The following is a 25,990-nucleotide window of genomic DNA, read 5'->3' as shown; positions in this document are numbered from 1 at the left end:
TAAAAATCGATTTTGATTGATTGGTTGATAAGGGTCTGTTCGATGTCATTCCAAAAACGGGATAAAACGGCAGGCCCAATCAAAAAGCAATTCATGAAATAGGGAAAATGATAAAAATGAATTCACTAGCAAAATGAAATAAAATGCTAAGTATTATCAATCATTACTGGTAACACTTAATAAAATGGAACAAATTGTAAAAATACTAGAAGATAAAGGGGTTCGCCCTACTGCAATGCGATTATTGGTATATAAATTATTGGTGAATAGAGAAAATGCCATAAGCTTAGGCGAACTGGAAAAAGACTTTAAAACCTCTGAGCGAAGTACGCTCTATCGGACTATAAAAACATTTGAAGAAATTGGATTGGTACATTCGATAGAAGATGGCACTGGTATCATAAAATATGCTATTTGTGAAAATCATTCTACTTCTAAGGAAAATAATGACCTGCACCTACATTTTAGATGCAACACATGCCAAGAAACGGTATGCTTGACAGATTATAAAATCCCACAAATCAACCTTCCCAAAGGTTATATATCAGAAGATATGAACCTTACGGTAAAAGGCATTTGTGAAAAATGTAATATGGATTAAAACATTGAGATATGATGAATAAAAGCGAAAAACATCACAAAGAAGGAGGGCATCATCATGACCATGGTGGTGTTTTTGGAAAAAACACGGAGCTCTATTTTGCAATTTTAAGTGGTATTTGTTTAATCACAGGATATTTACTGGAAAAATATGGAAGTATTTCAAGTAATATTCCTTTTGGATTATATATTTCAGCTTACTTTTTCGGAGGGTATTTTACCCTAAAAGAAGCCATTACAAAAATCTCAAAAGGTGAGTTTGAAATTGATTTTTTAATGCTCGTAGCAGCGGCAGGAGCAGCTTATTTAGGAGAATGGGCAGAAGGTGCTTTATTGTTGTTCCTTTTTAGTTTGGGACATGCCTTGGAAAATTACGCTATGGGAAAAGCAAAAAAATCCATTGCGGCCCTTACCGATTTAGCCCCTAAAACTGCATTGTTGAAAAAAGGAAAGAAAACTGAAGAAGTAGCCATCGAGACCTTAAAAATTGGGGATGTCATTGTTATTCGTCCTAACAGTAAAATTTCAGCAGATGGTATTATTGTTAGTGGATCAAGTAGCATAAATCAGGCACCTATTACGGGAGAGAGCGTTCCTGTAGATAAAAAGGCTATAGAAAACCTTGACACAAATTATGAGAACTATAACAATATCCCCGAAGAAAGCCGGGTGTTTTCAGGAACTATAAATGGAAACAATGTTTTAGAAGTAAAAGTCATTAAAGAAGCACAGGACTCTACCTTAAGCAGATTGGTAACCATGGTTCAAAATGCACAAGAGCAAAAGTCGCCTACGCAATTGTTGACCGACAAATTCGAAAAAATCTTCGTGCCTTCGGTAATCCTGCTGGTCATCCTACTTAATTTTGCCTTTCTGGTACTTGATGAAACTTGGAACGAAAGCTTATATCGTTCCTTAGCAGTTTTAGTCGCTGCAAGCCCCTGTGCATTGGCCATTTCAACACCATCGGCAGTACTAAGTGGTGTAGCTAGGGCAGCCCGTGGAGGGGTTCTGATAAAAGGGGGGAGACCGTTGGAAGATTTAGGTTCTTTAACTGCCTTGGCATTTGATAAAACGGGGACTCTCACCGAAGGGAAACCAAAACTGACCGATGCCATTGGTTTTGACGGTATCAAAAAAGAAGACTTACTAAAAGTAGCTATTGCCGTTGAGAAGTTGAGCGACCATCCATTAGCCAAAGCAGTAGTTAGAGATGGGAAAACGATATTATCCCCAGATGTGAATATCCCCAATGCGAGTAATACAGAATCTATACAAGGTAAAGGCATCAAAGCAGAATATCAAGGCAAACCCGTTTACATTGGTAATCTAGAGCTGTTTGATGGTATAGACAATGGTGTTCCGAAAGAAGTGGCTGAAAAAGTACATTCATTGGAAGCAGAAGGAAAGACAACAATGTTGATAAAACTTGGAAATGAATTCATAGGCATATTGGGGCTAATGGATACGCCTAGAGAAAAAGCAAAAGAAACCTTAGTACAACTAAAGAAAATAGGCATCAAAAAAATGATAATGCTTACAGGTGACAACCAAAAAGTAGCGGATGCCGTGGCCCAGGAAATTGGGCTAACCGAAGCCAAGGGAAGTTTACTCCCAGAAGAAAAGGTTGAGGCTATAAAGCAACTGGCTTTGCAAGAAAAGAGGTTAGCGATGATTGGTGACGGAGTAAACGACGCTCCAGCCATGGCGAACAGTACAGTAGGCATTGCCATGGGAGCTGCCGGTAGTGATGTGGCATTGGAAACTGCTGATATCGCATTAATGGCAGATAAATTGGAGGTTCTACCTTTTGCCATTGGCTTAAGTAGAAGCGCCAAATCCATAATAAGGCAAAATTTATGGATAAGTCTTGGAATTGTAGCCCTACTTATACCATCTACGATTATGGGATGGGCAAGTATAGGAATTGCCGTAGCTATCCACGAAGGTTCAACCTTAATTGTAGTTATTAATGCATTACGATTGTTAGCGTATAAAAAGAATAAAGAAAATCGTTGAAAATATTTACACTAAAATGGATGAGAACAGCGAAATATTAATAGATAAGGGTATTAAACCTACTAAAATGAGAATTGGCATTCTTCAATTCTTAATGTTACAAGATACCGCCGTTGGTTTACAAAATATAAGAGCAGCTTTCTTAAAAAACAGATTTCCAAAAAAATTAGCAAATAGGACAACCTTTTATAGAGTTGTAAAAAAATTTGAGGAAAAAGGCATAGTTCATCGAATAGATGATGGTACAGGAACAATAAAGTTCGCCATTTCCAAAAAAGAAAACGATGTACATATGCATTTGCACTGTATTAATTGTAATACCACTAAATGTTTAGAAAACCAAATATCAAAAGAAAGTTTACCAAGAGGGTACGAAATAGCCGAAATCAATATGGTTATTAAAGGTTTTTGTAAAAAATGCCAAAAAAAAGAACAATTAGAAATAGTTTTAAAAAGCTCTAGTTTTTAGGATAACTTATAACAGAATTTTACACAAAAAACACCTACAAACATGAATCAAATAGGAAGTACACAAAGATTTTCTATTTGATTCACCTAACGATTAACTTCGTTTACTCATTTTTAGTTACAATACCTTTTTCTATCCAATTAACCATCTTCTTCATTACTGCAGCAGAAAAAGACTCATCAATTTCTTCATATTCTTCAGGAAGTCCAGTTACACAAGTTTGGAATAAATGATTCAAGTTTTTAATTTCTATTGTTGTTATGTTTTTGTTTCCAGACGTTTCTAAAATCCTTTTCCATTCGGATAAATTTTGACTTGATAGTACTTGCAAATCTTTAGAACCGTTCAATGCAAGAACAGGACATTTTACTTTTTCAATGTATTCATGAGGATTATATTTTAGAAAGTTTACCATCCAAGGTCTTAAAATTCCATTAACTTGAACATCTACATATTCTTCGTATGTCATACTTTTCGGCTTATCTGGATCATTCAAAGAGATCTCCTCTATATATTCAGTCATTTTTTCCTTTAAAACAATTTCGTCTTTATATAATCTAACTATTTCAAAAGCTTTGCGATTTAGTGCTTGTGATTTTTCTATTTCTGATTTATTTAATCCTTTTGCTAAGGCAATAGCCTTTTGTTGTGATAAAAGAATTTTATCTCCTGATAAACTTGGACCTGCCAAAGAAATTATAAACGCTACATTAGATGCTTGAGAAGCTACAATTGGTGCAATTAACCCTCCTTCACTGTGACCAATCAATCCAATTTGATTCTTCTTGATTTCTTTTCGTGTTAATAAATATTTTATTGCTGAGTTAACATCTTCTGCAAAATCAAAAGAATCAGCAGAATCGTAATTGCCGGTTGACTGTCCAATCCCTCTTTTATCATATCTTAAAACAGCTATTCCTTTTTTTGTTAAATAGTTAGAAATATCTAGAAAAGGTTTATGCTTTCCGAATGCCGCATCTCTTGTATGCTTACCATTTCCACTTATTAGAATGGCTACGGGAAAACTTCCTTCTTTGTTTGGTAGTGATAAAGTTCCATATAATTGTACGTTATCTTTAGTATTTATAAATATTACGTTTTCAGAAACTGGATTTAAATATTTTTTTTCTTGTTTACACCCTAAAAGAGGAATCAAAAAAATTAGAAAGATTGATAAGTACAATTTTTTAATATCCATATAATTGTTTTTAAACAAGACGAATACGGTTGAATTTTGTTACTATCCTTTAAAGTCAACCATAACTAATGACTTCAATATATGTTGTTTTCAATGGCTTTATAGAAATACATAAAATACACTTTCTATTTTTTGGATAATTCCAGTAAGCCTAATTTGGATTTTAAAATCTTTTCTTCTTGATTCATATTAACTATTAGACTTTTGTCATTTCACTTTTACTTTCTTTAATTAATTTTTGGTTAAAACATAAAGTAAGCATTTTATAAAGTTTAGGATGCTTCTTTTTTAGTAAATCAGGACGCTCAAAAAAATATTCTGAAGCTACAGCAAAAAACTCAGCTTGATTAGTCCCTCCATATTTTCGAATATCGGAATGATTGCTATTTATCGCTTCCATTTCTTTATGAATTAAATTTAACCAAGGTATTGCGTATTGATGTTCTAATAATCGTTCTGGTATACCATCTGTTCTATCGTCTAACTTATCAATTAAATGAATAAATTCATGTATACCAGTATTGCTCTTATCGGTTGTATTTTTAAAACCATGATACAATGCTTTTTTAGACAGAATCATTTGCTTCTCAAACCGTCCATTCCCGACTACTCCGCCAATATTTCGTGTTTTATACTTAGCTCCAAATTGCATATCCTCATTAAAATTATCTGGATATAATAGTATTCCACTTAAATTGGCGTAATGCCATTCTTTAAAGCCAAAAACAGGTATTACTGCACTCGCAGCAATTAAAACTTTGTCTAATTCTTGCAATTCAAATTGTACACCATCTATATATACTTCGCTTAAAAATTGCATCATTCTCTTCTGAAAAGTTACTTGTCTTTCAATTGAAAGATTACGGTAGTAGAGCACATTATCCAACAACAATTCGTGCCAATGCTTTGGGAAAGGTTGCACCTTTTGTCTCTGTGCTTTTCTGTAAAAGTGTACAACCAAAAGAAGAATGATTCCTAAGAAGATAATGTAACCCATATCAAATTAAGGATGTTACTCTACAGATTCTGCCTTAAATCCTACTTTTTGCAAAGTAGCTTTTACATCTTCTTCGATAGCGCTATCGCTTTCAATGGTTAAAATTTTATCTGGATTATCCGTATCTACTTCCCAACTTTCTACACCTTCCTGCTTATTCAATAAAGGAGTCACCTTTGATACACAACCACCACAATTGATATTTGTTTTAAATTTTAAAGTTTTCATAATTTTTGAATTTGTATTTATTATTAAAGTTTTACGCGTTTAAGCCTTAAGCTATTTAGAACAACAGATACACTACTTAAAGCCATTGCCATTCCTGCTATCATTGGGTCCAATAAAAATCCATTTACGGGATACAAAACGCCTGCTGCAATTGGAATACCAATGAGATTGTAAATAAATGCCCAAAATAGATTCTGGCGTATGCCCAAAACGGTTCTCTTTGACAGTTCCAACGCTTTGGGAATGGATTGCAAATTGGAAGTTATCAAGGTCATTTTTGCAACGTCCATTGCAATATCAGATCCTTTTCCCATTGCTATACTTACATTGGCCTGTGCTAAAGCGTGGGAATCGTTGATACCGTCACCTACCATAGCTACTATTTTTCCATCTGCTTGTAATTTCTCAACAAAAGCGGCTTTTTCAGAAGGCATTACACCACCTTGGTAATTGGTAATTCCTACTTGTTTCGCAACAGCAAATGCCGTTTTTTTGTTATCACCTGTAAGCATATAAACCTCAACACCGTTTTCTTTAAGTGTTTCTATAGCCCTTTTTGAAGTTTCCTTTATTTTATCTGCAATGGCGAGTATCGCTAAAACTTGTTCTTCATTACCAAAGAAAATAACCGTTTTTGCCTGTTCTTCTAGACCTTCTGCTGTTTGCTTTAAAAAACTGTCGATTTGAATATTCTTATCATGCATTAGCTTAACGTTTCCTACATGATATTTTGAACCGTTTTCTGTTTCAGCTTTTACTCCTTTTCCTGTAATACTTTCAAAAGACACAACTTCAACTTTTTCAATATTTTCATTTTTTAAATGTTTAACTACTGCTTCTGCCAAAGGATGTTCGGATTGTGCTTCTATTGCTAAAAGTACTTGCTTGTATTTGTCGTTATTTTTGAGTTTATCGTTCCAAAATATATCCGTCACTAAAGGTTTTCCTTCTGTAATTGTCCCAGTTTTATCTAAAATGACTGTATTTACTTTATAACCGAGTTCTAAACTTTCAGCATCTTTTATAAGAATATTGTTTTCGGCACCTTTACCAATTCCTACCATAATGGCAGTAGGTGTCGCCAAACCTAAAGCACAGGGACAGGCAATAACCAACACTGCCACGGAGGTTAATAAGGCTTGAGAAAATGCATTTTCGCCACCAACAAACATCCAAACAATAAACGTAATAATAGATATACCCAATACAATAGGAACAAAAACACTAGCAATTTTATCGACCAGTTTCTGAACAGGTGCTTTACTTCCTTGAGCCTCTTGAACCATTTTAATGATTTGAGATAGTAAGGTTTCTCCACCTACTTTTTTAGCAATAAATTGAAAACTTCCTTTTTGATTTACTGTGCCTGCATATACTTTATCACCCTTTATTTTTTCTACAGGTATGGGTTCTCCTGTAATCATACTTTCATTTACATAAGAACTCCCTTTAAATACTTGACCGTCTACAGGGATCTTATCTCCAGGACGAACTAAAATTATTTGACCTACTTGAACTGAGGAAATAGGAATTTCTTTTTCCTCTTCATTTTCAATAATTATCAATGTTTTTGGCTGCAATCCCATCAACTTTTTTATAGCAGAGGATGTATTTGATTTTGCCTTTTCTTCCAACAGTTTACCTAAAGAAATAAAGGTTATAATTACCGAAGCTGCTTCATAATATACATGAGGTTCAACACCACGTTTTAACCAGTACTCAGAAAAAAAAGTATTAAATACACTAAAAATGAAAGCAATTCCCGTACTCAAGGCGACTAAAGTATCCATATTTGCGTTACCATATTTAGCCTGTTTGAATGCATTAATAAAAAAACTACGTCCAAACCAAAAAAGAACGGGAATAGTCATTACCAAAGAGATCCACTTACTAGGTTCCCAACTCATAAAGAACATTCCTAATATAAAGATGGGAAGTGTAAAAATGACAGACCAAATAGTGCGATTCTTTATATCTTGATACTGTTTTTGTTGAAGTTCCTCTTGTATTTCAGAAGGGTTATCGACATCAATAATCATATCATACCCCACTTCGCGAAGTACTTTTTGAAATTGATTAGGGTTTAACTCCTTTTCATATTCCACAAGAACAGAACTATTTGCAAAGTTTACATTAGCATCCAATACACCTTCTGTATGTTTCAGTACAGATTCAACGCTAGCTGCACACGATGCGCATGTCATTCCTATAACTGGGAATGAATTTTTCACATTTTGTTTAAAGCTTTTTTCTTTAGCTTTAAAAACGTTAGAAATCTCCATAATCTATTTTTAATTTGTGCATTACAAATATCCAGATTAAAGGATTTTAATACGTTGTGTTATTTGCTGAATGATTTGTAAAATTTACTTGTTTTTATTTTTACAACTAAATGTCATCTAACGATTTTCTGTTTTGTATAGTACTCTTTTTAAATTGCGTAGGTGTCATTCCTGTTACTTTTTTAAACTGATTGCTTAAATAGGCAACACTACTGTAATGCAATTTAAAAGCTATTTCGCTTAGGGTTAACTCATCATAGACTATGAGTTCTTTAACTCGTTCAATCTTTTGGTGGATAATATACTGCTCAAACGTGATACTTTCTACCGATGAGAATAAGGAACTTAAATATTTATAATCTAATTTTAGTTTATCGCTAACCAAATTTACCCAAACAATATCACTTTCATCATTAGAATAGTGAATAGTATTAACTACAAGGTTTTTCATGCTTTCGATTAGCTGACTCTTTCTGTTATTTATCAAACTAAATCCTTCTTTTTTAAGTTCAATAGACAATGTATCTATTTTCTCTTCTCTAAGTGGTAAACTCAATTCTACTTCGCCTAACTTTATATTTTTGTATGGTAGATTCAATCCATGTAAAATCTGTGATATAGAGGATATACATCTTGGACATACCATATTTTTTATATGAATAATATAACTCATTTTTTGTTTAAAATAGCTTCAGCCCAGCTTTTGAAAGGGAATAGTAATATGCGGCTATAGCAGCAATAATAAATATCGCAACGATGGCTAGTATACCAATAATTTTATCTTTTCTGGTAATATTATTTTTATATAAATCCTTATTCCTTTGAGCTTTTCTTCTATTTTTTCTATTTTCTCTTATCCTATTTCTTCTTGCCTTTACATACATTGTTCTTGAGACTATATAATTATACAAGCTTACTCGGTAAGGCTAATTATTCTATAATCTCCCTTACTTCACCGCATTTTAGCATTACTTGTCCGTAATACGGATTCCTAATGTCTTCTTCTAGACTTAACCAATAGGCTCCTTTATTGTTATCTGCCATAGGGCAAAACTCATTATATACTTTTTGGTTAATACCAAAGAGTTTTATACTACTTGTTATATGAGCAGAAAGATGTTTAAAATGCCCTCTTTGTACTGCTATATCCGAATCTTTTTCAATTGCGCTTGCAGAACTTTTCAATTCTTTTTGAATCGTCATCCAATGGTTGTGGGCTTTTTCATTAGATAATAGTTTCATGTCTACCTTTGCTAAACTTTGATTTACTTTTTTCGCAATAGTTTGTGCTTCTATAGCATTGTCATTGACAAGAGCCTCTTTCAATTGAATATAGACATTAAAAACCTCTCTTAATTGATTTTGAAAGTTATTGGAAACTTCAATTCTCTGGTTCATCTCTGAATGATTTACATTATCATCCGAGCTCTCTTTTTGCATCCCAAGATGTCCTTCATGCCCTGTCATTGTTTTACCTCCTTTAGTGTTCATCATGGATTTTTTTCCTTTCAACTGAGCGGCAGCATCAACCGTAAATGTTCCATTTGTAACTATTTCATCTCCACTCTCAAGCCCTTCTAATATAAAGTAGGTTTCACCTGTTGCAGTTCCAAGTTTTACTTCTCTCATTTCGAAAACAGGCTCATCGGGTTTTGTCTTTAGATAAACTACTGAACGTTCTCCAGTCCACATAACAGCACTAGCAGGCACGCTAATGATTTCATCAATATCTGACTGAATTCCACCAACCTTTCCTTCTACAAACATTCCTGGTTTAAATTTGTCTTTTTTATTATTGAGCACTGCACGTATAACTATTGTTCTTGTAGTTGAATTAAGAAGTGGGTCTATAAAAGAAATTTTAGCATCAAACTCTTGATTAGGGTAAGCATTGGTCGTAATCTTAATCTCCTGCCCCTCTTTTAATGAAGCTATTTGGTGTTCGTAAGCATCAAACTCCGCCCAAACCGTATTTAAGTTTGCTATTTTATACAAAGGTTGACCAAGTTTTACATAATCGCCTTCTTCTACCATTTTATGGGTAACCGTTCCTGAAACCGTAGCATATACTGGAAAGTATTCCTGCACCTTTCCTGCTTCTTCAATAGAATTAATTTGTTTTTCTGAAAGTTTCCATAATTTAAGTTTGTTACGAACCGCTAAATACAATTCTGGCTGAGATTTTTTGAGTGAAGCAGCGGTTAAAAGTTCTTGCTGAGCGGATACAAGTTCTGGGGAATATATGGTAGCTAAAGGCCTCCCTTTACCTACTCTCTCACCTGTAGAATTTACATAAAGTTTTTCAATCCTTCCAGAAAAATAAGTTACTTGAACTGCATTTGACTCTTCATTTTCTCTAATTTTCCCAGATAGTTTAAGAGTTGCTTTTTCACTAGTTCCCGATCCCACTATACTTGTTTGTATATTAGCAAGTGCTAATGCGTTTTCGGTCATTTTAAACTGATCAGCTGATAATCCATCTGCTCCGGCCTCAGCAGGTATTAAATCCATTCCGCATATAGGACAATCACCTGGTTCAGCCTGCATTATTTGTGGATGCATCGAACAGGTCCACATTTGATTAGATGCAATTTCCTTTGAATGATCGTGATTATCTTTAGTTGTGCTTGTTACAGTATCAGCAGAACTTCCACCGAATATTATATAGCCGCCTAGCAGACCAACAATCACTGCAATACTTATGTAAATAATGTTTTTATTCATAATATTATTTTTTTGTTTTCTTATTTATTTTTCTAATAGTAGGCGAACTTATGTACCACAGTAAAAATCCGCTGAGTACTGTTATTAATCCTAAAAGTGAAAAAGCTCTTAAAACTATTGTATTAAAATTATCTCGTCCTTGATAATCCATCGTGTGCGTCATCCATAAAAAATCGAACCAGCGCCAACTACGATGCCTAACTGTTTGAAAATCTCCATTTTCGACAGCTACATAAGCCTTAAGATTTTCATCGGTCTTGTATGAAATCTCATAGGCTGGCAAAGGCCTTCCTCTGTATTCGTGGTGATCGCTTACAGTTTCAATTCTCTGTATTTTGTCTAATTTTAAATCCGATAACATATAGCGTTCCGCCACTTTAATTGCTTCTTGCTCTGTTAGCCCCTCTTTTTTTATTCCCGTAAGGGCATTGTAAAGTGTTGTTTCATTTATCCAATAGTAAGGTGTATTTGCTATTTCAAGAAGTTCTAGAGACTTAATAGGGTCTTTAACGGCTAATTGAGAACTCCCCAATAAATCCATAAATGCAGTTTTCTCGGGATTTTCTTTTTTGAATTGATCGCCGTGAATCTCATCAATATCCGTCCAACTAAAATACATCCCACTAATAGTCCACATTAAAAATTGAATACCTAAAAAAACACCCAAATAACGATGCGCCTTTCTTATTTTTAATGCTGTATGTCTATTTACCATCTTATTGATTTAATTTAAAAGGAATGTTAATTATTACCTTTTCCCAAGCAAGAGAAATAGTCCCTTCTGTTTCACTTAACTTATTTATTTTATATTCTAAATGCTCCATAATTTTATCTGAAATAATTGGTGTTACTTTAAACCTTATTACATCATCTTTTTCATTGTAATCATCTTTTCCATGCTGATTCCAATTTTTATTAATCATTATAGTCCAATCTTCTTTTGAAGGAATTGTAAAAAATCCATATTTACCTGCAGGAAGTTCTTTTCCATCAATGGTTAAATCTTTACTAGTTTGTAGCCAAGTAGCCATATGTGCACCTGCTTGCCAAACATTATCGTAACCAACTAATCCACCAAAAATGATTCGTCCCCTAACTCCAGGCGATGAATAATCTATATGAATATGTGCATCACCGACCATGGTCATAGTTGAAGTATGCGGACTTAATACTTTTTTTAATGACTTCGATGAAGTTTCAGTTTTTGGTTGCTTTAGAATTGTTTCGGTTTCTTTTGTTTCTTGCTTACAAGACACAAAAAGAAACGTGCAGAATAATAGGATAAAAAGAATACATGGTCTCATCTGGTTTTATTTTTTATTTCTTGAAGAAGAATGTGTTTTAATTATTTTCCATTCATCATCCATTTTCTTTAAAATGGAAGTTGCTACCCCTTTTTTCTTAATAGTTCGAGAAATACCCTTATCATCTGGATTTAAGACAATAGTATAGATATAAGTTTCTGTAGTAAATGCATAGGGTACATCTACTTTCACATCAATCTCATAATCTGAAAATGTAAAACTTTTAAAGTGGCCTAATTCTGGCCCTAAATGATGTTCGATGTAGTGACTGTAAGTTCCTTCTACTCCTCCAGATTCATAAATTTTAGAATCTTTTGTAAACAATTCGAATGTTCCTTCGGTGGTAAGGTTTTGTAGTGCATCTTTATAAACTTTCATTACCGAAATAACGGCATCTACATCGGTTTGATTTTTTACTTCTTGCCCATTCATGACGCTTACAACTGTAAAACATAATATCATGGTAGTCATTAATTTAAGTGCTTTCATAATTATAATTATTAAATGAGTTATTTATATATGTGTATTCTATTAATATTGGCAATACCAAAAACCAAAACAAAAAAGCTCAATAGGATTTCTAGTATTACAATTATTTTTCCTGAAACAGAAACAGGTACGATATCACCAAAACCAACTGATGAAAATGTGATCAAACTGAAATACATAAACTCAAAAAATTGCATAAAAAAGGAGTCATTAAACGATGTGGCAGATTTAAAGCTTTCAGAATTTAGCACGTACAAGGCTTGATAATCAGCTGAAAAAGAAAAAATAATCAAAACAATTAATACAGTAAATAATGTTAAAATATGTGTAAGTTGATGACTTTCTCCTATTATCATACTTAACTGTAGAAAAGTGAGTCTAATAATAACAATGGTTTTGAGTAAAGCCAATCCAACAATTAAAAGTTGTAGAAACAAGCTATCAGGATTTTCATTGACCCATAGTCCATAACTTAATGACAATACAGTGACTATGCTTGTGGTGAACAATACTTTTTTAAAGAGCTGCTCATAAAAACTAGTACTTTCAGGTGTTTTTGCCATATCTTCCTTATTCACTTTTATTAATCTTTTAATCAAATAATTGAAGTACTAATGCACCACCAATTATTATTAACAGTATTACATAGATTAAATAGTTGAACCATTTTTTAACAATAGATTTTTCTGCTTTTTGATGGCATCCGTCTTTGCAACAATCTTTCATAGTTCTACTTTATTTAAATCAAATAGTTGTTTTACGAATTATTATTTTACTTTTAAATCGTACTTGAAAATGAGAGTCGGAATTTATCTATCAATCAAAAACAAATTCTTCTCTCAAAATCAAGTACTTTTCAAAAAATTCCTCCTTTTCAAAAGTTTGTATTTCACCCAACAAAGAAGACAAGTATTACTCTACTTTCTTATACAGGCTTCTATTAGTCAAATCAACTTTATTTTCAATTACTTTGTGCCCGTACGGGAAGGAACTAACTCTAACTATACATTGTATTCCTTCCCGAGACAGGACTTTTGCTATTCCGAAGTCTAATACCTTCCTATCTACTGTTAACTAACAAACCAGTATGATAGAATGGCTCCTATAGAGTTTCTATTGAATAGTCTTTTGTACTTTACCACATTTTAGCATTCGACTTCCGTAATACGGATTTCTCACCTCTTGTTTTGTACTTAACCAAGCGCTGCCCTTATCATACATTGGGCAAAACTGCTGGTAAAGCGTATTCTTGGTACCAGCTATAGCAACCATATCTGTTATGTCTTTACTTAATGTCTTAAAATGTTCTCTTTGATGACCTATTTCACTTTTTGAAATATGCTCCGCGTGTTCTATAGCATCTTCAATGATATCTGTCAACTCTTTTTGTTCAGCTGAAGTATAATTTGACTTATTAAATGCTTTTAATGATAATGCTAATTTAGAGCCTACTGTAGCTGCTTTTTTAGAATCATCAGCTACCAATGCATCCTTTAAGTTGAAATAATCACTTAAAATCGCTTCAAATTTTATATCACTTTTCTTATTCATCATTTTACTGTGCTTCATTCCATCATTGTGCTCACTCTTTTTTTCCTTCTTACCATGGTCATGATTATGTTGTGCATTGGTTAAAGAAACTGTCATCAATAGCATTATTGCTATACTCATTTTTAAATTTTTCATCTTTTTAATTTTTAAATTATTTATAAACTATCTTTTAATTGTGTTATCCAACTGATTATCTCTTCTTTCTCGGCTTCTGAAAACTTTGCATCTTTATGAATCAAAGTGTAAGAATCTAAAGGCATTTCACCACTTTCAATCTGTTTAATAATAGACCTTAGTTTACTTACTTTTCTTCGATTTGAAAGAGAATCCCACTCATTAAAGTTTAACTCTGCTTTTCCCTCTTCAATATGGTCTTCTAGAAACCAAGCTATTGGCTGAATTTTATTGTACCAAGGATATTTTGTGTTGTTACTGTGACAATCATAGCACGAGACTTGTAACTTATCCTTAATACCATTAGGGACGTCATTAACCAACATAAAGTCAGTTCTCGGAATACTATTACTTTGATTAAGGCCTACAGGTATAAACTGTATGCCCACAAAGACCACTAACAAGATTATTGCTATGATTTTTACTAGTTTCATTTAATTAATTTCTTTTTGAACTTTACCGCATTTTAACATTTTACTACCGTAATATGGGTTTTTAACATCCTTACTCATACTCAACCAAGCACTACCACCATCATACATCGGACAAAACTGCTGGTACAATGTGTTTTTTGTCCCGGTAATGGCAACAATATCGGTGACATCTTTACTTAACACCTTAAAATGCTCTCTCTGGTGTGCTATATCACTTTCTGAAATATGCTCTGCGTGCTCTACTGCATCCTCTATGATATCTTTTAAGTCTGTCTTTTGTTTATCTGAATAGTTTGATAATATTTCAAGACTCGCTAAAGATTTTGCTAAGGTTGCACCAAGCTCTTTAGCTTTTGAATTATCATCTGCTACTAAAGCATCTTTAAGATTGAAATAATCATTTAAAACAGTTTCTGAACTACCATTCCCATTCATTGTCATTTCTTTTTTATCCGCATCATGGTGTCCATCACTATTATCGTGATTCATTTTTGAATGGTCTTCATCTGCATTCATTTCTGAATGGTGACCGGTAGAATTGTTTTTATCTGTTTTTGCATCTTTACAAGACACTACTGTTAAGGTTACAAATGCTATTGTAACTATTCCTAATACTAATTTTAATTTGCTCATTTTGTTTTTGATTTAATTATTATGATATACTTTAATTTTATTAAAATCTTGCTAAAAGACCACCACCCCAACCGTATCGGTTATTGTAGTTACCTTGAATTGAAAAATTACGTGAGAGGATGTATGAAAGACCTACCAACCATTGGGTTTCACTTTCAAAGGATTTATTATCCTCTAAATCATTGACCCATCCAAAGTCTGCTCTATATTCGTATTCGCCTTCCAGAAAAATTCTTGGAAAAATCAATAACTCCCTATCCAGACGTATTCTTGGGCGTAGCTGATTATCCATACTCACATCTACATTGAACCTGTAAGGTGTAAAGTACTTTACACCAATAAGACCAACTGTGTTGAACTTATTATAGGAGTCAGGCACTTCGGTTTCGAGATTAACACCTACATAGAGACGTACCCAATCATTGAGATATCTATTGTAATTTACTTCGGCTTCGAGATTTTGATTGTAATCGAACTCTGTTCTTAATCCAAATTCGTTACGGATATTACTAGAGGTTAAAAAAAGCTCATTGAAGTTTGACCCAGCACGAGCCAATCCCCACGAATAATAAAGATCTGTTTCATCTACTAGTTTTTGCGCAGGAAATTCTTTCATCCTATCGTCTCTTGGCGTATCATAACTAAATACCCTAGCCATACCTCCCATCATATGATATAGCACATGACAATGAAAAATCCAGTCACCAACTTCTTCATTATAAAATTCTATAACCACTTTTTGCATCGGTGGTACATTAACAGTATGTTTTAATGGCGAACGTTCTCCATTTTTATTTATCACTCTAAAGTAATGTCCGTGAAGGTGCATTGGGTGATGCATCATTGTTAGATTGTTCAATGTTATTCTAGTAACCTCACCGCCTTTAATTTTAATATTATCTATTTCTGACAATGGTACTCCATTCATACTCCAAACATAGCGTTGCATATTTCCAGTCAGGTTCAACAAAATGTCGTTTACGGGTAAGTTAGCTTTGAATGTGGTATTTTCCTTTGCCCTCAAAAAATCATAATTGAAATAGGCTTTACGTGTGCTGTAATCAAAAGACGCGGTATCTTTCTGCATCGTTGACATATCGTGACCCATATGGTCATTTGTCTTCGTTTCCATTGGATTGCCCATTTTACTATCTTTCATATTCATTTGTCCGTCCTTCATATCCATCTTCATTCCATACTTTTGCATTAATAACTCTGGTGTTTTCTTCTTTTGATTTCCTATTATCGCAGGCGCTCCCATCTTCATGTCCATTTTTGCCATTTGCTTCATCATTTCGACTTTGTTGGGTCTATCGATTACCGTCGCAGAAAAAAGTTCTCCATTTCCTAAGCGAATTGAAGTATTACCAGAACCATCCTGAGCTGTAGCAACAATTTCTATAGCTCCTTTTGGGATAGTGATTATTACATCATACGTTTCGGCTATGCCAAATAGAAATCGGCTTTTGGATACCGGTTGTACGTCAATACCATCACTAGATACCACCATCGGGTTTCCGCCACCAAAATCCAACCAATAATAGGTAGAGGCCGATGCGTTGATGAAGCGAAGACGTACTTTTTCACCTGGCTTGAATTCTGGATACTCCGCCATTTTTTTACCGTTGGACAAAAATGTGGGATAATAAATATCTGAAATATCTGCTCCTTCCATACGATCTCTCCAAAACTTGAATTGTGCTCCTAATGCCCCTTCTTTAATTACTCTACTTAATGGTACTGATGTTCCTTTCTTTACCTGATACCAGTCATTACCTCTTTTTAGATTCCTTAAAACATTCAATGGTTTTTCATCGGTCCAATCTGATAACATCACGACCAAATCTTTATCATATTCCAAGGTTTTTTCTTTTGGGTGAATGATAATAGACCCATAAACCCCCTTTTGCTCTTGTAACATCGTATGGGAATGATACCAATATGTACCCGATTGGTTGATTGGAATTCTATATTGAAAAGTGGTTCCTGGTTCAATTGGTGGCGTATTTAGATATGGAACGCCATCGTAAAAATTTGGAAGGATTAAGCCATGCCAATGTACTGATGTTTCTTCATCCATTTTATTGGTTACATTAATGATTGCAAGATCACCTTCCTCAAATTCCAAAACGGGCCCAGGAATACTTCCGTTTATCGTCATGGCTTTTGCAGTAACATCCCCAAGTGTCATTTTATTTTCTTCAATGGTAAGGTTGTACTCCTTAACAGGTCTACCTTCTTCTTTTCTATCTTTTCCGTTTGTGCCTACTTGAGCAAAAGTGACAGGAGTAAATAGTAATAATATGATTATATTTATTGTCTTCATTTCTATTGTGTTAAGTAATTAATCAAAGCATATTGCACATAATACCCTTTAATAGATTCAATAAGATTTATTTGAAATTTTAACTGTAACTCTTGAACATCTAATACGTCATTGAAATCTATAGTTCCTGTTTCATAGTTTTTAATCAGGATTTCTTCAGCATCATTCGCTTGCTTTAAATTGTCTGATTGAATATTGAATTTTATTCTCGCATTCGTTCGATTGTATTTTGCATCTGCTAATAATGTTTCTAGTTTATTTAGCCTATCTTCTTTTTGGGACTGTATTTGTAACTGCTTCAATCGATTCTGTTTTGTTATAGACTTATACTTATTGTTGAAAATTGGAATAGAAATGGAAACCATAGGCATTACAATATCCTTTCCGTTGTCAATAAAACTCATATCTGGTCGCTCTGAAACTGGTACGTAATCTAACCCAAAACCAATATTAGGAGCACTTTCTTTCTGGTTTAACAATTCTGATTGCTCAATCGATTCGTACAACTTGTCATACTTTAACAATTCAGGATTTAATTGAAGAGTTTCGACTGATATTAATGCATCCTCATCTGGAAGAAACATGTCGTCAACAACAATTACCGCAATAGTTTCATCACGATTTAAGAGATTGTTGAAGGCCACTTGTTCAGCAAGATAATCTTGCTCCAACACATCTTTTTTCTGTAAAAGCTCATTTTGTCTTATTTGAAGACGCAATACATCTACTGCCGATGCCTTACCAACTTCTACCGAAGTTAATGCCAAACGCTCATAAGTTTCTAAAAGCTTAATATTCTTATCTAAAACATGTTGTTTTGCTCTAATGGCGTATAGCTTGTAATAAGATTGAGATACAGCTAGAGTAAGTTTTCTTTTTGCTATCTCTATATCTACAAACTGAGCTTCTGCCATTGAACTGGCATAATTTTCTCTAGCTGTAATGGTTCCAAACCAAGGTAACATCTGCTTAACTGAAAAACGTGCACGTTGCGCTCCTGTGCGAGTTTCAGGCTCACTTACAAAATAGCCAGCACTTATTTGAGTATCTGGTAAAGTATTGACTTCATTAACTTTTTCTTCTGCTATGTTATAGCGCAACTCGAAAGTTTGAATTTCGGGGTTATTTTCTTGAGCCTCCTTAATATAGGTTGCTAAGTCTTGTGCATTTCCTTCCGCTAAAGCGAAAAAAGCGATTCCTATTAATATTATATATCTCATTTTGTAGCTCGTTTTAATTGAAGTTCATGTTTTAAACTAAATAATACCGGCACAACAAATAAGGTTACCAAAGCAATGAGCATTCCTCCAAAAGATGGGATTGCCATTGGTATCATTATATCACTACCTCGACCCGTTGAAGTGAGCACAGGCAATAAAGCAAGAATGGTTGTCGCCGTTGTCATTAAACAAGGGCGGATACGTTTTTCTCCAGCCTCAATTACCGACGCTCTAATTCCTTTCCTGTCTTTAGGTTTATTTTTATCAAAAGTCTGCGTTAAGTAAGTTGCCATTACAACCCCGTCATCTGTAGCAATACCAAACAATGCAATGAATCCAACCCAAACGGCCACACTCAAGTTTATGGTATGCATTTGGAATAAATCACGTAAGTTTTCTCCAAAGAAGTTAAAGTTTAAAAACCAATCTTGACCGTAAAACCAAATCATTAAAAAACCACCGGCAAACGCTACGGCAATTCCTGTAAATACCATAAGTGATGTTGCTATGGAACGAAACTGAAAATAAAGAATGAGAAATATAATGAGTAATGCTAGTGGCACAACTACACTAAGTGTTTTTTCTGCCCTTAATTGATTTTCATAAGTTCCTGTAAATTGATAGTTTATACCTTTAGGAACAATAAGTTCTCCATTATCAATTTTAGACTGAATAAGAGCTTGTGCATTCTCTACTACATCTACTTCTGCAAATCCATCCAGTTTATCAAAAAGTACATAACCCACTAAAAAAGTATCTTCACTCTTTATTACTTGTGGTCCTTGTTCGTATCTAATCGTTACTAATTCGCTTAATGGTACAGGAGTTCCTTTTTCTACAGGAACATAGATGTCTTTTAAATCATTCGGGTTGGCTCGTAGTTCTCTTGGATAACGTACACGAATGCCATATCGCTCTCTACCTTCAACAGTTTGTGTAAGTACCATACCTCCTATGGACACTTGTATGACCTGTTGCACTTGCTGTATAGAAATCCCATAACGGGCGAGTCTGTCTCGTTCAATATCTAATAAAAGGTATGGTTTGCCTACAATTCGATCTGCAAAAACGGCTTCTTCCTTTACTCCTTCAGCCTGTTTTAAAATGTCTTCTAGTTGAACACCAAAAGCTTCAATCTCATTTAAATCTTGACCTTTCACCTTAATACCCATAGGCGCACGCATTCCTGTTTGAAGCATAACCAAACGCGTTTCAATAGGTTGTAATTTTGGTGCTGAAGTAACTCCCGGCAGTTTTGTTACCTTTACAATTTCTTTCCAAATATCGTCTGGGGATTCAATTTCTGGTCGCCAGTTTCTAAAATATTCTCCATCATTATCTGGTATTAGTATTTTGGAGTCGACCTGATAAAATTCCTTTTTTATTTGACCTTTATCTTTAGACTGATCATCAATATCATTATTTGGATTAATAACCAGAGAACCATCCTTAAGAACAAATAAGCCATCTTCATTTACCTTGAATTTTTGTCGCTCTCTAGCTTCATCCAAAATATATTCCGGCTTGTAAAGAATTACATTCTCATACATTGAAAGTGGAGCAGGATCCAATGCAGACTCAGTTCGTCCAGATTTACCAACCACGGTTTCAATTTCAGGAATACTGGCAACTGCCATATCCAATTGTTGTAAAACACGTTTATTTTCTTCAACCCCTGCATGAGGCATAGATGTTGGCATTAAGAGAAAAGACCCTTCATTGAGTGAAGGCATAAATTCCTTACCTGTGCTACGCATAATCATAACACCAAAAATGACAATGGCTGTAGGTATAGATAGAAATAAGAGTTTATTACGTAGTGCCCAATTTAAAATGCGCACATAATAATGTCTAAATAGTGTAAAAACACCTAGCAAACCAAAACATATCAAGCCTACAAATATTAAGTTCCAGAAAATACTTCTATCCACGCCCAATGGTCTCCAATATTCGGCTAACAAGAATACAATGGCAAAGGCTGAAACAAAAATGTTGATTATATTGGCTCTCTCCACCGAAATTTTCTCTTTAACAGATAATAAACCAACAATACCGAATGCAATCAATATGAACCCTAGATTGAAACCAAAAATAACTGCTGACAGACCAATTATTACCAAGACACCATTAAGAATGTACCTAAAAGAAATTTTCACATTTCGCTTTTTAAAAAAATAGGCTGCAAATGGTGGTATAAGAAATAGTGCTACTATAAGCGATGCCGTGAGTGCTGCAGTTTTTGTAAAAGCCAAAGGCCTAAACAGCTTACCTTCAGCTCCTATCATTGTAAACACTGGGATAAAACTTATTATTGTAGTCATAACCGCAGTAAGAATAGCACCAGACACTTCGGCTGTGGCATTATATACTACTGTATTCATTGGTAAGTTCTGGTCATTTTCATCTATATGGCGTAGCACATTTTCGGAAAGAATAACACCTACATCTACCATTGTACCAATAGCTATGGCGATACCAGATAAAGCTACAATATTGGCATCTACATTAAATAATTTCATTGATATAAAAACCATCAATACAGCCACAGGCAGTAGTCCTGAGATTAATACTGACGCCCTTAAGTTGAAAACCATAATGATAATAACAAAAATGGTTATCAAAATTTCTAGAGTCAATGCTTCATCAAGAGTCCCTAATGTTTCCTGAATGAGTTCAGTTCTATCATAAAAAGGAACAATAGTCAATTGTGATGTCCTTCCGTCACTCAAGGTTTTTGATGGTAAACCAGAACTTAGTTCTTTAATTTTTTCTTTAACATTATTAATAACTGCCATAGGGTTGGCTCCATAGCGAGCAACCACAACACCACCTACAACCTCTGCGCCTTCTTTATCTAAGAGACCTCTTCTTGTTGCAGGACCGTGAGAAACTTTAGCTATATCTTTCAGGCGTATAGAAGTAAAATCTTCTGAGGTGACTACTGCATTTTCTAAGTCGGAAATAGATTTGACATATCCCAAACCTCGAATTAGATATTCTGCCTGATTAATTTCTAATGTTTGCGCACCAACGTCTTGATTACTTTGTTTTACAGCTTTAACAACCTCGTTCAATCCAACTTTATACTGTTTCATCAATTCAGGATTGACATCCACTTGATATTCTAAAACGTAACCACCTATTGATGCTACTTCTGAAACACCACTTGCTGAGGATAGAGCATATTTCACGTAGAAGTCCTGAATACTTCTTAATTCTTGTAAGTCCCAACCACCGGTAACATTTCCGTTTTCATCACGACCCTCTAATGTATACCAGTAAATCTGTCCGAGACCTGTAGCATCAGGACCTAGCGCGGGGTTTACTCCTTCTGGTAATAATCCCGCTGGTAGTGAATTTAATTTTTCTAGTATACGACTTCGACTCCAATAAAATTCTATATCCTCTTCAAAAATGATATAGATGCTCGAAAAACCAAACATTGAGGAACTACGTATGGTTTTTACCCCAGGAATTCCTAACAAGGAAGTAGTAAGTGGATAAGTGATTTGGTCTTCAATATCCTGAGGAGAACGTCCATCCCATTTGGTAAATACGATCTGTTGATTTTCACCAATATCAGGTATGGCGTCTACAGCCACAGGATTACGTGGCATAGAACCAGTATTCCATTCGAAAGGCGCATTTACAACACCCCACGCCACAAATAAGGCTAGTAACAAAACTGCTACTAATTTATTTTCTATTAAAAATTTGATGCTTTTATTTAGCATATAAATGAATTTTAAGTAATTAAAAATTTGGTCTTAAAACAAAAGACAAGCAGTTTAGTCCAAACAAGTTAATGTTGGACTACAGTATTAATTACTTAAAAATCAAATAAGAAAAGTTTGGTCTAAAATTTGAACGTCCCTGACCAAAGGAGGAGGAGAATAATTTTTAAAAGCAATATTTTCCGTTTGTTGTTCTGCAAACAGATTTATGTATGAATAGATGAAAGCAGCAACTAATAGCTGTTGCTCCTTATCTAATTTGTCTAAAGAAATTTTCAAATCATCTTGACCATCAACAACCAACTGCTCATCACTACAACAGTCTTTCTTACTGATATCACACTCTTTTGAAGATGTTTTTTGTTGAGTTTCCATACCACAAGACTCAACTTTACCAAGCACCGAAGTATCTATTAAAACATCACCACAATAGTGACTTTCTATAGTAAAAGACATTGTAGACAGGAACACTAAAAGCCCCATACAAAAGGATACTATTTTATAAAAATAATGCTTCATTGGTAATGCAAAGCTACAAAAAAATCATCATATTAATTTTGTTTAACAAAATTTTCAGAAATGATTTTGGATTTAAATCTTGAATATTGAATAATTAACTTTTGAAATATTGCATACCTGCTGCAATAATTGAATAGTAAATTTGGTTAAAAAAATTATTAAGAATAATTCTAAATAAAGTTGGTGTTTTAAAATTAGGAAATTACATTTGTCGCTATTTAAATTAATTCTAAATAATACATTAAATGAAAATCACAACACATTTACTTATTCTGATATTTACAACTACAATAGCTGTAGCTCAGACAAACCCACAAGAAAAAGACTCCATCCAACTAAAAACTGAATTCCTTGAAGAAGTTGTTATCTCAGGTAATGCACTACTTGGAAGCAAGTTTGAAGCTCGAAACAAAACAGGATCCGCAAGCTATATCTCACAAAAAGATTTAAAAAAATTCTCCTACACCAATATTAATAGGATTCTGCAGACCATTCCCGGGATAAATATTTATGAAGAAGATGGATTTGGACTGCGTCCAAATATTAGTTTGCGTGGCACCTCCCCAGAGCGTAGTTCCAAAATCAACTTGATGGAAGATGGAATTCTCATAGCACCTGCTCCCTATAGTGCTCCAGCAGCATATTACTTCCCAACTATAGGTAGAATGGAGTCTGTAGAGGTATTAAAAGGTAGTAGTCAAATACAATACGGCCCCAATACTACAGGTGGTGCTATAAACATGATTTCAACCCAGATTCCTAATAAATTCACAGGAAAAGCTTCAATTTCTGCAGGAAATTTTAATTCAAGAAACACTCAAGTCGTTATCGGTAACAGTTTTAACAATTTTGGATTTGTTAGTGATTATTTTAACTATAATTCGGATGGCTTCAAAGGTTTAGACGGCGGTGGCAATACTGGGTTTGACAAATCTGATTATTCTGCTAAATTTAGACTTAACACTAATTTAGACGCCAAGACCTATCAAGCATTAACACTTAAAATCCAGTATTCCGAAGAAAAGGCAAATGAAACATACCTAGGTCTAACAGATGAAGATTTTAAAAACAACCCATTTAGAAGGTATAGAGCTTCTAGCAAAGACGTAATGAATGGAAAACACCAACAGTATCAACTTACCCATTTTATACGTGTTTCACCATTCATCAACATAAGAACTACGGGATATATTAATAAATTCAAGAGAAATTGGTATAAACTAGATGATGTCAATTTAGGTGAACGCATAAGCATTGGCAAAGTTTTATCTGCACCAGAAAATTTTCCTTCCGAATATCAAACCCTCCTAGGTAATGCAGATACTCAGCCCGATGTTTTAGGTATCAAAGCCAACAATAGAGTCTATACTTCTACCGGGATTCAATCCGTAGCAACAATAAAATGGGGGACAGAATGGTTGCAAAACATGGAGATAGGAATACGATATCATGAAGATGAAGAAGATCGATTTCAATGGGTAGACAGATATGCTTTTCAAAACAATGAATTAATCCGTACCACCGTAGCCAATAAAGGATCCAATTCGAATCGCATTAGTGATGCAAAAGCCCTAGCTGCTCATTTGTTATATACTGCCAAAATCGAAAAATTAACCCTCACACCAGGCTTACGTTATGAAAATATAGTACTTACCAGAACCGACTACGGTACTAGTGACCCATTAAGAATAGGGCAAGATTTATCGATTCGACAAAACTCAATAGATATATGGATTCCAGGAATAGGAGCCAATTACAAATTCAACAACTACCTATCAATATTTGGGGGTGTACATAAAGGCTTTTCACCGCCAAGTAACACACCTGAACAAAAGGCTGAACAGAGCATAAATTATGAACTTGGTACCCGCTTTAATTTCAAAGGAATTAAAGGGGAGTTCGTTGGTTTTTACAATGATTACAAAAATTTGCTTGGAAGTGACCTAGCTGCTTCAGGTGGAACAGGGAGTTTAGACCAATTTAATGCTGGTGAAGTTAGGGTGAGTGGTATCGAATTTCTGGTTAACTATAATCTATTACGTAATACAACTAAAAAATTCACATTACCCATCTCATTCTCGTATACGCTGACGGATACCAAGTTTTTGACAAGTTTTGATAGCAGTGAAGATATTTATGGTATAGTTACAGCTGGAGATGAAATACCATACATTGCCAAACATCAATTAAACGCAACCATAGGAATGCAGCATAAAAAATTTGATCTTAATTTTAATTCGAGATATACCAGCGCATTTAGAACTACAGCAGGCTCTGGATCAATTCCGAAAGAATTTAAAGTAAGTTCAAATTTGGTAGTAGATGTATCTGCTCGTTATTTTCTTGATAGCAAATTTACATTATCAGCTAATATTATCAATTTATTTAATACTACTTACGCTGTATCACGAGTGCCAGCAGGCTTACGACCAGGACATCCATTTGGTATTAACTTTGGTTTAACCTATGAGTTTTAGAATAGAAAACAAGAACTGATAAAAGTCATTTTTCAATACACACTTTAAATTTATCTTTGTACATGTGTTGATTGACTTAAAACTAATGAAGCACTTATAACAAACACCTTAAGAGAGCAATTACACTTTATCTTAGATGTTAAAAAAATTATTACCTTTACAGTGTGAAAACATTTTTTACTAAAATATTGTCTTTCTTTTTAGCAGCATTTATACTGCTATCAACCACATCTTTCGCAGTAAATATGCATTTTTGCTGTGATGATTTAGTAGATATGGCTTTTTTTAGTAAAGCACAAACCTGTAAGGAAAAAGTTCAAAAAGAAGATCGTTCTTTAAAAAAATGCACCTCTTTACAGGAAAAAGAGTGTTGTGACAATCAGACTGTTCTTATAGAAGCAGCTAGTGATAGCTTCAAAAAATCAACTACAGTTCTAGAAGTTGATAATTTAGTTTTCTTAAAAACATTTATTTATTCCTACATCAACCTTTTTGAAGGACTAGATAAAAACATGGTTCCTTTTAAGGACTATGTCCCTCCCTTGTTTTCCAAGGATATATATATTCTACACGAGACTTACTTAATTTGATTTTCTACATCGCAGTAAAAAC

General features: G+C 34.1%; 24 protein-coding genes. 5 read left to right on the top strand and 19 right to left on the bottom strand.

Annotated elements, in window-relative coordinates; translation table 11 throughout:
- Positions 1 to 184 precede the first annotated feature (184 nt).
- Genes ACN0WY_RS04820 through ACN0WY_RS04810 form a run of 3 tightly spaced genes read left to right on the top strand, consistent with a single transcriptional unit; the run spans position 185 to position 3,088 of the window.
- Entirely contained in the window at positions 185 to 601 is a 417-nt protein-coding gene (locus tag ACN0WY_RS04820) for a Fur family transcriptional regulator (RefSeq protein ID WP_159612761.1), read from the top strand.
- A gap of 14 nt (positions 602 to 615) precedes the next feature.
- A complete protein-coding gene (locus tag ACN0WY_RS04815; protein WP_159612924.1) occupies positions 616 to 2,619 on the top strand; it encodes a heavy metal translocating P-type ATPase in 2,004 nt (667 codons plus the stop codon).
- A gap of 16 nt (positions 2,620 to 2,635) precedes the next feature.
- Positions 2,636 to 3,088, top strand: coding sequence for a Fur family transcriptional regulator (locus ACN0WY_RS04810; RefSeq protein WP_159612763.1), 453 nt, complete (start codon positions 2,636 to 2,638; stop codon positions 3,086 to 3,088).
- Positions 3,089 to 3,191: 103 nt separating this feature from the next.
- On the opposite strand, the gene ACN0WY_RS04805 is transcribed toward ACN0WY_RS04810, so the two are convergent.
- The 19 genes from ACN0WY_RS04805 to ACN0WY_RS04715 all read right to left on the bottom strand — a co-directional run bounded on the left by ACN0WY_RS04805 (position 3,192) and on the right by ACN0WY_RS04715 (position 22,901).
- The gene (locus ACN0WY_RS04805; RefSeq protein ID WP_417799674.1) at positions 3,192 to 4,271 is read right to left on the bottom strand and encodes an alpha/beta hydrolase family protein; all 1,080 of its coding nucleotides are present in this window, start codon (positions 4,269 to 4,271) and stop codon (positions 3,192 to 3,194) included.
- A gap of 211 nt (positions 4,272 to 4,482) precedes the next feature.
- Positions 4,483 to 5,283, bottom strand: a complete 801-nt coding sequence (locus ACN0WY_RS04800; RefSeq protein ID WP_159612767.1) for a zinc-dependent peptidase — start codon at positions 5,281 to 5,283, stop codon at positions 4,483 to 4,485.
- 15 nt (positions 5,284 to 5,298) lie between these two features.
- On the bottom strand, positions 5,299 to 5,511 hold the full coding sequence (locus ACN0WY_RS04795; protein WP_159612769.1) for a heavy-metal-associated domain-containing protein: 213 nt from the start codon (positions 5,509 to 5,511) through the stop codon (positions 5,299 to 5,301).
- A 23-nt stretch (positions 5,512 to 5,534) separates the two neighbouring features.
- Positions 5,535 to 7,793: a heavy metal translocating P-type ATPase gene (locus ACN0WY_RS04790; RefSeq protein ID WP_159612771.1), complete on the bottom strand. Its 2,259-nt coding sequence runs from the start codon at positions 7,791 to 7,793 to the stop codon at positions 5,535 to 5,537.
- 106 nt (positions 7,794 to 7,899) lie between these two features.
- Positions 7,900 to 8,466, bottom strand: coding sequence for an AraC family transcriptional regulator (locus tag ACN0WY_RS04785; RefSeq protein WP_159612773.1), 567 nt, complete (start codon positions 8,464 to 8,466; stop codon positions 7,900 to 7,902).
- Positions 8,467 to 8,473: 7 nt separating this feature from the next.
- Entirely contained in the window at positions 8,474 to 8,677 is a 204-nt protein-coding gene (locus ACN0WY_RS04780; RefSeq protein ID WP_159612775.1) for a hypothetical protein, read from the bottom strand.
- A 46-nt stretch (positions 8,678 to 8,723) separates the two neighbouring features.
- On the bottom strand, positions 8,724 to 10,517 hold the full coding sequence (locus ACN0WY_RS04775) for an efflux RND transporter periplasmic adaptor subunit (protein ID WP_159612777.1): 1,794 nt from the start codon (positions 10,515 to 10,517) through the stop codon (positions 8,724 to 8,726).
- A gap of 4 nt (positions 10,518 to 10,521) precedes the next feature.
- A complete protein-coding gene (locus tag ACN0WY_RS04770) occupies positions 10,522 to 11,232 on the bottom strand; it encodes a PepSY domain-containing protein (RefSeq protein ID WP_159612779.1) in 711 nt (236 codons plus the stop codon).
- Between the two features lies 1 nt (position 11,233).
- The gene (locus ACN0WY_RS04765; protein WP_159612781.1) at positions 11,234 to 11,821 is read right to left on the bottom strand and encodes a DUF2911 domain-containing protein; all 588 of its coding nucleotides are present in this window, start codon (positions 11,819 to 11,821) and stop codon (positions 11,234 to 11,236) included.
- A gap of 6 nt (positions 11,822 to 11,827) precedes the next feature.
- Positions 11,828 to 12,253 carry a nuclear transport factor 2 family protein gene (locus tag ACN0WY_RS04760; protein WP_370641903.1) on the bottom strand — a complete coding sequence of 142 codons (426 nt, stop codon included), beginning with the start codon at positions 12,251 to 12,253 and terminating at the stop codon, positions 11,828 to 11,830.
- 77 nt (positions 12,254 to 12,330) lie between these two features.
- Entirely contained in the window at positions 12,331 to 12,888 is a 558-nt protein-coding gene (locus tag ACN0WY_RS04755; RefSeq protein ID WP_239178649.1) for a potassium channel family protein, read from the bottom strand.
- Positions 12,889 to 12,901: 13 nt separating this feature from the next.
- Positions 12,902 to 13,036 carry a hypothetical protein gene (locus ACN0WY_RS04750; protein WP_255724774.1) on the bottom strand — a complete coding sequence of 45 codons (135 nt, stop codon included), beginning with the start codon at positions 13,034 to 13,036 and terminating at the stop codon, positions 12,902 to 12,904.
- 387 nt (positions 13,037 to 13,423) lie between these two features.
- Positions 13,424 to 13,996 (bottom strand): DUF3347 domain-containing protein, encoded by a 573-nt coding sequence (locus ACN0WY_RS04745; RefSeq protein ID WP_159612787.1) that lies wholly within the window; start codon positions 13,994 to 13,996, stop codon positions 13,424 to 13,426.
- Positions 13,997 to 14,016: 20 nt separating this feature from the next.
- Entirely contained in the window at positions 14,017 to 14,469 is a 453-nt protein-coding gene (locus tag ACN0WY_RS04740; RefSeq protein ID WP_159612789.1) for a heme-binding domain-containing protein, read from the bottom strand.
- On the bottom strand, positions 14,470 to 15,102 hold the full coding sequence (locus ACN0WY_RS04735) for a DUF3347 domain-containing protein (protein ID WP_159612791.1): 633 nt from the start codon (positions 15,100 to 15,102) through the stop codon (positions 14,470 to 14,472). It lies immediately after the preceding gene.
- 40 nt (positions 15,103 to 15,142) lie between these two features.
- On the bottom strand, positions 15,143 to 17,428 hold the full coding sequence (locus ACN0WY_RS04730) for a multicopper oxidase domain-containing protein (RefSeq protein WP_239178647.1): 2,286 nt from the start codon (positions 17,426 to 17,428) through the stop codon (positions 15,143 to 15,145).
- 2 nt (positions 17,429 to 17,430) lie between these two features.
- Positions 17,431 to 18,648: a TolC family protein gene (locus ACN0WY_RS04725; RefSeq protein WP_159612795.1), complete on the bottom strand. Its 1,218-nt coding sequence runs from the start codon at positions 18,646 to 18,648 to the stop codon at positions 17,431 to 17,433.
- Positions 18,645 to 22,382 carry an efflux RND transporter permease subunit gene (locus tag ACN0WY_RS04720; protein WP_159612797.1) on the bottom strand — a complete coding sequence of 1,246 codons (3,738 nt, stop codon included), beginning with the start codon at positions 22,380 to 22,382 and terminating at the stop codon, positions 18,645 to 18,647. The genes ACN0WY_RS04725 and ACN0WY_RS04720 overlap by 4 nt, the downstream gene beginning before the upstream one ends.
- Positions 22,383 to 22,484: 102 nt before the next feature.
- Positions 22,485 to 22,901 (bottom strand): HYC_CC_PP family protein, encoded by a 417-nt coding sequence (locus ACN0WY_RS04715; RefSeq protein WP_159612799.1) that lies wholly within the window; start codon positions 22,899 to 22,901, stop codon positions 22,485 to 22,487.
- Positions 22,902 to 23,146: 245 nt separating this feature from the next.
- Between ACN0WY_RS04715 and ACN0WY_RS04710 the strand changes: the two genes are divergently transcribed.
- Together ACN0WY_RS04710 and ACN0WY_RS04705 are read left to right on the top strand one after the other, a co-directional pair.
- Complete coding sequence (locus ACN0WY_RS04710; protein WP_159612801.1) at positions 23,147 to 25,378, top strand: TonB-dependent receptor family protein; 2,232 nt, start codon at positions 23,147 to 23,149, stop codon at positions 25,376 to 25,378.
- 164 nt (positions 25,379 to 25,542) lie between these two features.
- Positions 25,543 to 25,968 (top strand): HYC_CC_PP family protein, encoded by a 426-nt coding sequence (locus ACN0WY_RS04705; RefSeq protein ID WP_239178642.1) that lies wholly within the window; start codon positions 25,543 to 25,545, stop codon positions 25,966 to 25,968.
- The last annotated feature ends 22 nt before the right edge of the window (positions 25,969 to 25,990 follow it).

Origin of the sequence: Tenacibaculum sp. (genome assembly GCF_048269885.1) — a bacterium.
In the GTDB taxonomy this organism is placed as follows: Bacteria; Bacteroidota; Bacteroidia; order Flavobacteriales; family Flavobacteriaceae; genus Polaribacter.
The sequence above is the reverse complement of the archived record's forward strand: the minus strand, read 5'-3'. Positions and strand labels throughout refer to the sequence as shown.